This is a genomic window from Sphaerotilus sp. FB-3 (assembly GCF_023706025.1).
GTDB lineage: Bacteria > Pseudomonadota > Gammaproteobacteria > Burkholderiales > Burkholderiaceae_C > Sphaerotilus > Sphaerotilus sulfidivorans.
Map to the genome: position 1 here is coordinate 13,274 of NZ_BQWE01000034.1, position 11,747 is coordinate 25,020.

General features: G+C 71.9%; 9 protein-coding genes. 8 read left to right on the forward strand and 1 reads right to left on the reverse strand.

Features of this window, described 5'->3' with window-relative positions:
* The first annotated feature begins 105 nt into the window (after positions 1–105).
* Together NFT33_RS13365 and NFT33_RS13370 are read left to right on the forward strand one after the other, a co-directional pair.
* On the forward strand, positions 106–1,089 hold the full coding sequence (locus tag NFT33_RS13365; RefSeq protein ID WP_251676034.1) for a tripartite tricarboxylate transporter substrate-binding protein: 984 nt from the start codon (positions 106–108) through the stop codon (positions 1,087–1,089).
* Positions 1,090–1,180: 91 nt separating this feature from the next.
* Positions 1,181–2,491 carry an Hsp70 family protein gene (locus tag NFT33_RS13370; RefSeq protein ID WP_251676036.1) on the forward strand — a complete coding sequence of 437 codons (1,311 nt, stop codon included), beginning with the start codon at positions 1,181–1,183 and terminating at the stop codon, positions 2,489–2,491.
* A gap of 23 nt (positions 2,492–2,514) precedes the next feature.
* Here NFT33_RS13370 and NFT33_RS13375 read toward each other — a convergent pair whose 3' ends face one another.
* Positions 2,515–3,846 carry a FecR family protein gene (locus tag NFT33_RS13375; protein WP_251676038.1) on the reverse strand — a complete coding sequence of 444 codons (1,332 nt, stop codon included), beginning with the start codon at positions 3,844–3,846 and terminating at the stop codon, positions 2,515–2,517.
* Between the two features lie 599 nt (positions 3,847–4,445).
* Here NFT33_RS13375 and rsmH point away from each other — a divergent pair.
* Genes rsmH through mraY form a run of 6 tightly spaced genes read left to right on the forward strand, consistent with a single transcriptional unit; the run spans position 4,446 to position 11,747 of the window.
* Positions 4,446–5,438, forward strand: coding sequence for a 16S rRNA (cytosine(1402)-N(4))-methyltransferase RsmH (gene rsmH / locus NFT33_RS13380; protein WP_251676040.1), 993 nt, complete (start codon positions 4,446–4,448; stop codon positions 5,436–5,438).
* Positions 5,435–5,725: a cell division protein FtsL gene (gene ftsL, locus NFT33_RS13385; RefSeq protein WP_149504566.1), complete on the forward strand. Its 291-nt coding sequence runs from the start codon at positions 5,435–5,437 to the stop codon at positions 5,723–5,725. The genes rsmH and ftsL overlap by 4 nt, the downstream gene beginning before the upstream one ends.
* A gap of 32 nt (positions 5,726–5,757) precedes the next feature.
* On the forward strand, positions 5,758–7,542 hold the full coding sequence (locus NFT33_RS13390; RefSeq protein ID WP_251676245.1) for a peptidoglycan D,D-transpeptidase FtsI family protein: 1,785 nt from the start codon (positions 5,758–5,760) through the stop codon (positions 7,540–7,542).
* Positions 7,542–9,098, forward strand: a complete 1,557-nt coding sequence (locus NFT33_RS13395; RefSeq protein WP_251676043.1) for a UDP-N-acetylmuramoyl-L-alanyl-D-glutamate--2,6-diaminopimelate ligase — start codon at positions 7,542–7,544, stop codon at positions 9,096–9,098. The genes NFT33_RS13390 and NFT33_RS13395 overlap by 1 nt, the downstream gene beginning before the upstream one ends.
* 17 nt (positions 9,099–9,115) lie before the next feature.
* Positions 9,116–10,576 (forward strand): UDP-N-acetylmuramoyl-tripeptide--D-alanyl-D-alanine ligase, encoded by a 1,461-nt coding sequence (locus NFT33_RS13400; protein ID WP_251676045.1) that lies wholly within the window; start codon positions 9,116–9,118, stop codon positions 10,574–10,576.
* Positions 10,566–11,747: a phospho-N-acetylmuramoyl-pentapeptide-transferase gene (gene mraY / locus NFT33_RS13405; protein ID WP_251676047.1), complete on the forward strand. Its 1,182-nt coding sequence runs from the start codon at positions 10,566–10,568 to the stop codon at positions 11,745–11,747. Before NFT33_RS13400 ends, mraY begins: the two co-directional genes overlap by 11 nt.

Genomic DNA, 11,747 nt, shown 5'->3' on the forward strand with positions numbered 1-11,747 from the left:
GTGTGGGTTCGTGCGGGTTATTGCGGATCAAGTTTCCTGCAGATCTGGCGATGGCGTTTGATGGCCCCATTCCTCGGGGCGTCAATGCCGTCGAAAGGTCTCATGATGTTGCGCAGATCATTTCTCGGTGCCGTGGGCGCCCTGGGCACCTCGGTCGTCTCTGCACCGGCCTGGTCCCAGGCCTCCTCAGGGCCGGTCAGCGACCTGAAGCTGGTTTACGGCTTCACCACCGGGGGGACGGTCGAGGCGGTGCTGCAGCGCATCGCACCCGGCTTGCAGGGCACGTATGCCCAGACCATCAAGCTCGACAGCCGTCCGGGGGCAGCCGGTCTGACCGCGGCCCGGCAGGTGTCCTCCGCACCGGGCGACGGCTCGGTGCTGCTGACCACGCCGACCTCCTCGATCACCCTGGTGCCGCAGATCGCCCGAGGCGAGGCCTTGCGGCAGCAGGACTTCAAGCCGGTCATCACCATCGGCAGCGCGCCGATCTGCTTTGTCGTCGGTCCGGCGGTGCCGGCCGAGGTCCGCACGCTGCGCGACTACCTGCGCTGGGTCGAGCTCAATCCTGATCGCTCCGGCTTCGGTTCGCCGGGCGTGGGCACCGGCTCGCACCTGATCGGCGCGGCGCTGGGGCGGCTGGCGCAGGTCGACCTGCGCCATGTCGCCTATCGCGGCGCCGGCCCGGCGGCCGAGGACTTGATGTCGGGCCAGCTGCCGGCGATGTCGATGCTGCTCGGCAACTATCTGCCGCGGGCGGCCACCGGCAAGCTGCGCGTGCTCGCCATCACCGGCGCTACACGCTCGCGTTACGTGCCGGAGGTGCCGACCTATGCCGAGCTCGGTTTCGGTCTGCTGACCGAGCTCGAGAACTACGCGATGCTGATGCCCGCCAGCGCCAGCACGGCGCAGGCCGAGCAGCTGGCCGACCTGCTGCGCACGCATCTGGCACGGCCGGAGACGGTCAAGGCGCTGGCCGAGATCGGCGTCGATCCGGTACTGGATACGCCGGAAGGCCTGAGTGCCTCGCTGTCACGCGAGTTCGGCGTATGGCGCGAGGTGGTGGAGAAGGTGGGGCTGAAGCGGGCCTGAGCGTCTCCGGCGCAGGCGGAAACGTCGGCAGGTCGGCATCCGGTCGGTGGCCGGTATCATCGCGCCCCTTCCGCCCGTCCGCCTGCCGCCCATGACTGCCTCCCCGATTCCCGATTTCTGCGCCATCGATTTCGGCACCTCCAATTCCGCCATCGCGGTGCCTGACGCCCGCGGCGCGATGCGGCTGGTGCCGCTGGAGGACGGTGCGGTCACGATGCCGACCGCCACCTTCTACCTGGCCGAGGGCCCGGGCCTGCAGGATCTGCCGCGGCTGCATGGCCGCGCTGCGCTGGCGGCCTATGTCGAGGGCAGCGAGGGCCGGCTGATGCGCTCGATGAAGAGCGCGCTGGGCACCGGGCTGATGACGCAGCAGACCGACATCGGCGCCGGCCGCGCGATCGGCTTCGCCGAGGTGATCTCGGGCTATCTGCGCCACCTGCGCCGCGCCGCCGAGCTGCACACCGGCGTGGCGCCGCGCCGCGCGGTCATCGGCCGGCCGGTGCATTTCGTCGACGAGGACGCGCAGCGCGACGCGCAGGCCCAGGCTGCGCTCGAGCAGGCCGCGCGCGAGGCCGGCTTCGAGGAGGTCGCCTTCCAGTTCGAGCCGCTGGCGGCGGCCTTCGACCATGAATCGCGCATCGAGGTCGAGCAGCGCGTGCTGATCGCCGACATCGGCGGCGGCACCTCCGACTTCTCGATCGTGCGCGTCGGCCCGCAGCGGCGCGACCGCATCGACCGCGCCGACGATGTGCTGGCCCACCACGGCCTGCATGTGGCCGGCACCGACTTCGACCGCCGCGTCGAGCTGGCGGCGGTCATGCCGGCGCTGGGCTTCGGCGCGCTCGGGCCCTCGATCGGCGGCCAGCCGCCGCGCGAGGTGCCCAGCCGGGTCTATTTCGATCTGGCCACCTGGCATCTGATCAACACCGTCTACCGCCCGGCGCGCCTGCAGGAGCTGCGCATGATGCGCGGCGACTATGCCGATCCGGTCCAGCATGCCCGGCTGATGAAGGTGGTGGGCGACCAGCTCGGCCACGATCTGCTCGGCCGTGCCGAGCGCGCCAAGATCGACACCGCTGCCGGCGAGGCCGCGCGCATCGACCTGGCCTGGGTCGAGCGCGGCCTGGCGGTCGAGGTGACGGCGCAGCAGGCGCGCGAGGCACTCGAGGAGGACATCGGCCGCATCGTCGAGGCTGCCCGCGAGACGGTGCGGCGTGCCGGCCTCTCGGCCGATGGCATCGACGCGGTCTATTTCACCGGCGGCTCGACCGGGCTGAAGGCGCTGACCGAGCGTCTGGCCGCGGCTTTCCCTCAGGCGCAGGCGCTGCACGGCGACCGCCTGGCCAGCGTGGCCAGCGGCCTGGGCCTGGACGCCGGCCGGCGCTTCCGCCAGCCGGGCTGAGCCGGGCTGCGCTCAGCGCATGCTCATTGCTGGCGCTGGGCGCGGCGCAGTTCCTCGGCGGCCTCCCGGGCGGCGGGCGACATCATGTTCTCGTGAATGCGGCGGTCCGGGCGCGGTGCGGCCTCCCGGACCGGTGCGGGCGCCGGCGGCTGGATCGGCTGCGGCATCGGCTGCGGTGCCGGGCGAACGATGATCGGCGCCGGTGCCGGCATGACCGGGGCCACGGGCGCGGCCGGCACGATGCGCACGACCGGCGGGGCCGGGGCGGGCCGGACCGGGGTGTCGGGATAGGTAGGCCGAGCGGGCCGGGTCTCGATGATGACCGGAGCCGGCTGCACGATGACGCGCGGTGGCGGCGCCTCCCAGACGGGGGCGACCGGCTCGACATGGCGCAGCGCCGGCCCCGGCAGCCAGGCCCAGTGGCTGTCCCAGCGCACCCAGCGGCCGTGGCGGAAGGTCGCCACGCCCCAGGGCGCGCTGTCGATCCAGAGCCAGCCGTCGGCGCCGCGACGCCAGCGGCCCTGGCGGTAGGGCGCCCAGCCGAGACTCGCGCGTGGCACCCAGACCCAGCCCCAGTCCGAGGCATGCTCCCAGCGGCCATGGCGATCCAGGGTGTCGACGCCGTCGATGTCGTCCGGGAGTTCCACCGGGGCCCGGGGGCGCAGGCTGGTGCGTGGCGCGTCGTGGTCCGGGTCGTTCCAGCGCTCCCGCGAGTCGTCCATCGCCCAGCGGGCGAACCGGTCGGCCTCCGGCAGGCGGGTCTGCCAGCCGCGCCGGCCATCGGGCTCGGCGCGGCGGCCCGGCTGCAGCAGCAGCGAGTCGTCGGCGCTCTCGAGGTGCATCGGGCTGCGCCAGGCGGTGGCCGCCGCCCCGTCGAGCCATCGGGCCGATTCCGGCGCGTCGATGCGGAACAGGCCCGGGCCCTGCGGCCGATGCATCGCCGCGGCGGTCTCGATGCGCCAGCGCAGCGGATCGTCGTCGCCTTCCAGCAGCAGCGCGAGGCGGCCTTGCTCCAGGCGCAGCTCGATGCGACCGGCGCTGAGCCGGCGCACGCTCAGCACGCTGTTCTCGTCCAGGCGCAGGCGGTCGCTGCCGAAGGCGATCTCGGTGCGCGACCCGGCGGCGCTGCGCAGGCGATCGCCCTCGCGCACCGGCGAGCGGCGCTCGGCGCGCAGCTCGTCCGTGCCGAGATCGCCGTCAGCGCCGCGCTGCAGCCGCAGCGTGCCGTCCACCCGCAGCACCCGGGCGACCGGGCTGTCGGCGTCGCCGCGGCCGGCCATGGCGGGCGGCGCCAGCAGCAGGGCTGCCCCGAGGACCAGGGCGGCAGGCACCGACCGGTGCAGGATTCGATCCATCGCGTTCTCCATCGAAGTCCTGTCACCAACGGTCGGTCGGCCCGATCCGATGACCCGCGCCTCGCGCGCCCGCCCCGCGCAGTCGGCGCAAGGGCCTGGAACATGAGCCCGTTTCATGTGTCGATAAGAAAGTCTTTTCTGTCGCTTCTCGTTGCCGTGGCTGGGCATATTTCACATTTTTCGGCGACTGGCTCAGGCACTGATCTTGTGCCCGGCGCCGGGACATATTCCTAAGTGCTTCATCCACATGGTTTTTTTCAGTGCTGGCCCGATTCGTCGCCTGCAGGGTCTTGGTTGCCTAAGTATTTGATTTCATTGGTGATTCACGCGTGGCTTCCTTGACCCTCGCGCAATTTGTCCGCTACAGTGGGCGACCGTGTCGTTTTGTGGGTTTTTGTGGTCGACTTTCACTTCCAGAGGACTTCGGCGTCTGCGCCGGATGTCGCAGGGCGCCTGAGCGTTCCTGCGCGTTCTCGCGGCGGCCTGCCTGCCGGAAGCCCGATGCCGTTCATGCCGACCCGCCCTTCCGGGCATGACCTGCCGCTGCCGCCGTTGACGCTGTCGCGTCTGCAGGGCTCCCGCCTCTGACCTCTCCCCCCATGGCCGTTCCTGCCGAAGCACCCATCCGGCAGCACATCACCGTGCTGCTCCACGAGGCGGTCGACGCGCTGCTGCATCGCCCCGACGGCACCTACATCGACGGCACCTTCGGCCGCGGCGGCCATTCGCGCCTGATCCTGTCGCGCCTGGCGCCGGGCGGGCGGCTGATGGCGATCGACCGCGACCCCGAGGCCGTCGCGCATGCCCGCGCGGGCGACACCCGCATCGACGACGCACGCTTCTCGATCGACCACACCCGCTTCGCCGACTATCCCGAGGTGATGGCCGCGCACGGCGTGGCGCAGGTCGACGGCATCCTGCTCGACATCGGCGTGTCCTCGCCGCAGATCGACGATCCGGCGCGGGGCTTCAGCTTCCGCCACGACGGGCCGCTCGACATGCGCATGGATCCGACGCGCGGCCAGAGCGCGGCCGAGTTCCTCGCCACCGCGCCCTTCGAGCGCATCGCCGAGGTGATCCGCGTCTACGGCGAGGAGCGCTTCGCCGGCCCGCTGGCGCGGGCGATCGTGGCGCGGCGCGAGGCCGGCCAGCCGCTGGCGCGCACCTCCGAGCTGGCCGCGCTGGCCGCCACCGTGGTGCGCACCCGCGAGCGCGGCCAGGATCCGGCCACCCGCACCTTCCAGGCGCTGCGCATCCTGGTCAACGGCGAGCTCGACGAGCTCGAGCAGGCGCTGGAGGCCTCGCTGGCGGCGCTGGCGCCGGGCGGGCGGCTGGCCATCATCAGCTTCCACTCGCTGGAAGACCGCATCGTCAAGAACTTCATCCAGCGCCATGCCCGCGAGGAGTTCGACCGGCGCGTGCCCTTCGCCACGCCGAAGCCGGCGCTGCTCGAGGAGGTCGCGCGCATCAAGCCCTCGGAGGCCGAGGTCGAGGCCAACGCGCGCTCGCGCTCGGCGATCCTGCGGGTGGCGGCGCGCACCGATGCGGCGCTGCCGGCGGCGCCTGCGCCCTTCTCCCGGAGGCGGGCATGACCCGGCTGAACATCGTGCTGCTGCTGGCGGTCGTGGCCAGCGCGCTGTATCTGGTGCATGTGTCCTATGACTCGCGCCGCCAGTTCGTGCAGCTCGAGCGCGAGCGCAACGAGGCGCGCCGCCTCGAGCAGGAGGCCGAGCGGCTGCGCCTGCAGCTGCGCACCGAGGCCACCCATGTGCGCGTCGATCTGGCCGCGCGCGAGCGGCTGCACATGAGCGTGGCCACGCCGGCGGTGACCCAGTATCTGGATGCGGTCCCGGCGCCTGCCCAGGAGGTCCGGCCGTGAGCGCCGGCTGGCTGGATCGGGCCCGCTCCCGGCTGGCGGCCCGGCTGGCGCCGGCGGCAGGCCAGAAGGGCGCGCCCGCCGGGGCGCGCTACGCCTCCAGCCCGCTGCTGACGGCCAAGACGCCGATCTGGCGCTCCCGGCTGGCGCTGGTGGTGGTCGGCCTGAGCTTCGCGCTGCTGCTGGGGCGCGCGATGTATGTGCAGGCGATCGACAAGGAGTTCTTCCAGGCCCAGGGCGAGATGCGCTACCAGCGCACCTTCGAGCTGCAGGCCAGCCGCGGCCGCATCACCGACCGCAACGGCGAGGTGCTGGCCGCCAGCGTGCCCGCGCCCTCGGTCTGGATGATGCCGAAGGATTTCCAGGCCACGCCGGAGCAGGTGGCCGAACTGACCCGCCTGCTGGGCATCACCCCGGTCGACCTGGCCGCGAAGGTGCGCGAGGGTGGCAACTTCGTCTGGCTGCGCCGCCTGATCGACGAGACCACCGCCGCGCGCATCCGCGAGCTCAAGATCAAGGGCATCACCATCGAGCGCGAATACCGGCGCGAATATCCGGAGGGCGCGGCCGCGGCCCATGTGGTCGGCTTCACCAACCTGCAGGAAAAGGGCCAGGAAGGCGTCGAGCTGGCCTTCCAGAAGCAGCTCCAGGGCCACAACGGCAGCCGCAGCGTGGTGCGCGACCGCCTCGGCCGCGTGGTCGAGGACATCGGCGAGATCGTCGAGCCGGAGGACGGCAAGGACATCGCGCTGTCGATCGACAGCAAGGTGCAGTTCGTCGCCTACCAGCGCCTGCGCGAGGCGGTGGCGCAGCACGAGGCGCAGGCCGGCAGCGTGGTGGTGCTGGACGTGCGCACCGGCGAGGTGCTGGCGCTGGCCAACTATCCCTCCTACACGCCCGGCGACCGGCGCACCCGCACCGGCGCGAACCTGCGCAACCGTGCGCTGACCGACACCTTCGAGCCGGGCTCGACGATGAAGCCCTTCATCGCCGCGCAGTCGATCCAGGCCGGCCGGGTGCGGCCGGAAACGGTGATCCAGACCGCGCCGGGCAGCATCACCATCACCGGCTCGACGATCCGCGACTCGCATCCGCTCGGCGTGATGACGGTCGAGCAGATCATCCAGAAGTCCAGCAACGTCGGCACCGTCAAGATGGCGATGCAGATGCAGCCGCGCGAGATGTGGGAGCTGTACCGCTCGCTGGGCTTCGGTCAGAAGCCCGAGATGGAGTTTCCCGGTCTGGCCTCGGGCCGGCTGCGGCCCTACAAGAGCTGGCGCCCGATCGAGCAGGCGACGATGAGCTATGGCTACGGCCTGTCGGCCTCGCTGTTCCAGCTCGCCCAGGCCTACACCGTCTTCGCCCGCGACGGGCAGCTGGTGCCGGTCACGCTGCAGCGGCAGGACCGGCCGGTCGAGGGGCAGCAGGTCTTCCGGCCGGAGGTGGCCCGCGCGGTGCGCAAGATGCTCGGCATGGCCGCCGGCGAGGGCGGCACTGCGCCGAAGGCCCAGGCCCTGGGCTATTCGGTCGGCGGCAAGACCGGCACCGCGCGCAAGCAGGAGGGCAAGGGCTATGCCGGCAACAAGTACCGTTCCTGGTTCGTCGGCATGGCGCCGCTGGACCAGCCTCGGGTGGTCGTCGCGGTCATGATCGACGAGCCGGGCAAGGGCCAGTACTACGGCGGTCTGGTCGCGGCGCCGGTCTTCAGCCAGGTGGTGCAGCAGACGCTGCGGGTGCTGAGCGTGCCGCCCGACCGCGAGGTGACGCCGCAGATCATCGCCCGGACGCAGGCGGCCCGGGCCGAGGAGGAATCGTTCTGATGGGATCGACGCAACCGACCCGTGTGACCCTGTTCCGGGATGTCGACGAGACGCTGGCCTGGCTGCGCCGTGTCGCGCCGCAGGCGGTGCTGCGCACCGACAGCCGCCAGGTGCTGTCGGGCGATGTCTTCATCGCCTGGCCGGGGCTGGCGCAGGATGGCCGCCGTCATGTGCCCGCCGCGCTGGCCGCCGGCGCGGCCGCCTGTCTGGTCGAGGCCGACGGCATCGAGGCCTTCGACTTCGGCGCGGATGCGCGCATCGCCGCGCTGCCGGCGCTGAAGGCCAGCACCGCACCGCTGGCCGCGGCCTGGCACGGGCATCCGAGCCGTCTGCTCGATGTGGTGGCCACCACCGGCACCAATGGCAAGACCTCCACCGCCTGGTGGCTGGCGCAGGCGCTCAGTCTGGCCGGTCGGCGCTGCGGCGTGGTCGGCACGCTGGGCGTGGGCGAGCCGCCCAGCCGCGTCGCGCCCGAGGCCCGGGTGATCTCGACCGGCCTGACCACGCCCGATCCGGTCACGCTGCAGCGCGCGCTGCGCGACTTCGCCGCCCGCGGCTTCGCGGCCTGCGCGATGGAGGCCTCGTCGATCGGCGTGACCGAGCACCGGCTCGACGCGATGAAGATCGATGTCGCGCTGTTCACCAACTTCACGCCCGATCACCTCGACTACCACGGCAGCATGGCCGCCTACTGGCAGGCCAAGCGGGCGCTGTTCGACTGGCCGGGCCTGCGCGCGGCGGTCATCAACATCGACGATCCGCAGGGCGCCATCCTGGCCGACGAGCTGAGGGCCGAGGGCCGGCTCGAGGTCTGGACCTGCTCGACCCGGCCTTCGGCCCGGCCGGCGCGGCTGCAGGCCAGCGACTTGCGCTACGACGGCGCCGGCCTGTGCCTGCTGCTGACCGAAGAGGCGGGCGCGCCGGTGGCGGTGCGCACCGGGCTGATCGGCGACTACAACGCCGCCAATGTCGTCGGCGTGATCGGCGTGCTGCGTGCACTGGGCCTGCCGCTGGCGCAGGTGGCGGCGCTGGCGGCCGACTTCACCCCGGTGCCGGGGCGGATGCAGCGGGTCGAGCCGCCGGCCGGTGCCACGGACCTGCCGCAGGTGGTGGTCGACTACGCGCACACGCCGGATGCGCTGGAGAAGGCGCTGCAGGCGCTGCGCCCGTTTGCGCAGGCGCGCGGCGGCCGGCTGTGGTGCGTCTTCGGCTGCGGCGGCAACCGCGATGCCACCAAGCGGCCGGTCATGGGCCGCATCGCCCAGGCGCTGGCCGACGAGGTGGTGCTCACCAGCGACAATCCGCGCCATGAGTCGCCCGCCGCGATCCTGCGCGACATCCAGGCCGGCTGCACGCCCGCGCCCACGCTGGCCTGCCTCGAGGACCGGGCCACGGCGATCGCCACCGTGCTGCATGACGCCGACGCGGCCGATGTGGTGCTGATCGCCGGCAAGGGCCATGAGGACTATCAGGAGACGGCGGGCGTCCGGCATCATTTTTCAGATCTGGAGCAGGCCGAGGCCGCGCTACAACGACGCACCTCCACCGCGGCCTGACCGCCTTTCCCCTCACGATGACTTCCGACGACTTCATGACCCTGGGCGAGGCGCACGCGCTGCTGGCTGCGCGCCTGCCGTCCGTGCGCCTGATCGGCGATCCGGGCCGGGCCTTCGCCCGGGTCCACACCGACACCCGCACGCTGCGCGCGGGCGACCTGTTCGTCGCGCTGCGCGGCGAGCGCTTCGACGCCAACGACTTCCTGGCGCAGGCCCGCGAGGCGGGTGCCTGTGCGGCGCTGGCCGAGCGGGGCCTGGCCGAGGCCGGCCTGCCCGGACTGGAAGTGCCTGACGCGCTGGCGGCGCTGCAGGCGCTGGCCGAGGGCTGGCGCGCCACGCTGGACCTGCCGGTGATCGGTGTCACCGGCAGCAACGGCAAGACGACGGTCACGCAGATGATCGCGTCGATCCTGCGCGCGGCCGCCGGCGACGCGGCGCATGCCACCGCCGGCAACCTCAACAACCACATCGGCGTGCCGCTGACGGTGCTGGGGCTGCGCCGCCACCACCGGCTGGCGGTGATCGAGCTGGGCATGAACCATCCCGGCGAGATCGCCGAGCTGGCCCGCATCGCGCAGCCCACGGTGGCGCTGGTCAACAACGCCCAGCGCGAGCACCAGGAATTCATGAAGACGGTCGAGGCGGTCGCGCGGGAGAACGGCGCGGCGATCGCCGCGCTGCCGGCCGGCGGCACCGCGGTCTTTCCCGAGGGCGACGCCTATGCCGCGCTGTGGCGCGGACTGGCCGGCGCGCGCCCGGTGCGCACCTTCGCGCTGGACGATCCGGCGGCCGACCTGCGCGCCCAAGCCGTCTGGGCGGGCGACCACTGGACGGCCACGCTGCACACGCCCGCGGGCGATGCGACGCTGGCGCTGCAGGTGGCCGGGCGCCACAACCTGCTCAACGCGCTGGCTGCGGCCGGCTGCGCGCTGGCCGCCGGCGTGCCGCTGGCGGCGGTGCGCGACGGTCTGGCGGCCTTCCGGCCGGTGCGCGGCCGCTCGGCGGTCGAGCAGCGCGCCTGGCGCGGCCGCACGATCACGCTGATCGACGACAGCTACAACGCCAATCCCGACTCGGTGCGCGCGGCCATCGACGTGCTGGCGGCGCTGCCCGGCCCGCGCTGGCTGGTGCTGGGCGACATGGGCGAGGTCGGCGACGACGGCCCGGCCTTCCATGCCGAGGTCGGCGCCCATGCCGCGGCCAGCGGCATCGAGCTGTTCTGGAGCGCAGGCATACTCGCGGCCCACGCCGCGCAGGCCGCGACGTCGGCCGGCGCCGGCACCGCGGTGCGCCACGAGGCCGACGCCGCGGCGCTGGTCGCGGCGATGCGCTCGGGCGCGGGTCGGGCCGCGCTGGGCGAGGTGCGCTCGGTGCTCGTCAAGGGCTCGCGCTTCATGAAGATGGAACAGGTGGTCGCGGCGATCCGCGAAGAGGGCGACCTCGGATCGGCCGCGCCAGGAGAACGACATGCTCATTAGCCTCGCACAGTGGTTGCAAGGCCTGTATCCGGACACGCTGGGCTTCCTGCGCGTGTTCCAGTACATCACCTTCCGCGCGGTGATGGCCGCGATGACGGCGCTGCTGCTCGGTCTGGCCTTCGGCCCGTGGGTCATCCGGCGCCTGACCGAGCTGAAGATCGGCCAGCCGGTGCGCGAATACGGCGTGCAGGCGCATCTGGTCAAGCGCGGCACGCCGACGATGGGTGGCGTGCTGGTGCTGCTGTCGATCGCGATCTCGACGCTGCTGTGGTTCGACTGGAGCAACCGCTTCGTCTGGATCGTGATGGTGGTGACCTTCGGCTACGGCGCGATCGGCTGGGTCGACGACTGGCGCAAGGTCGTCCAGAAGAATCCCGAGGGCATGCCCTCGGGCGAGAAGTACCTGTGGCAGTCGCTGATCGGCATCCTGGCGGCGCTCTACCTGGCCTTCAGCGTCTCGGAGACCTCCAACCTGCGCGTGCTCGAGCTGTTCTTCGACTGGGTGATGTCGGGCTTCTCGAACAGCCTGCCGCCGAAGGCCGACCTGATCGTGCCCTTCTTCAAGTCGGTCAGCTATCCGCTGGGCGTGTTCGGCTTCATCATCATGACCTACCTGGTCATCGTGGGCTTCAGCAACGCGGTCAACCTGACCGACGGGCTGGACGGCCTGGCGATCATGCCGGTGGTGCTGGTGGGCGCGTCGCTGGGCCTGTTCGCCTATGCGACCGGCAATGCGGTCTATTCGAAGTACCTGTTCCTGCCGCACATTCCCGGCGCGGGCGAGCTGGCGATCTTCTGCGCCGCGATGGCCGGCGCGGGCCTGGCCTTCCTGTGGTTCAACGCGCATCCGGCGCAGGTCTTCATGGGCGATGTCGGCGCGCTGGCGCTGGGCGGTGCGCTGGGCACCATCGCGGTGATCGTGCGCCAGGAGATCGTGCTGGCGGTCATGGGCGGCATCTTCGTCGTCGAGGCGCTGTCGGTCATGGTCCAGGTCGGCTGGTTCAAGTACACCAAGAAGAAGTACGGCCAGGGCCGGCGCATCCTGCTGATGGCGCCGCTGCACCACCACTTCGAGAAGAAGGGCTGGGTCGAGACGCAGGTGGTGATCCGCTTCTGGATCATCACGATGCTGCTGTGCCTGGTCGGTCTGTCGACGATGAAGCTGCGCTGA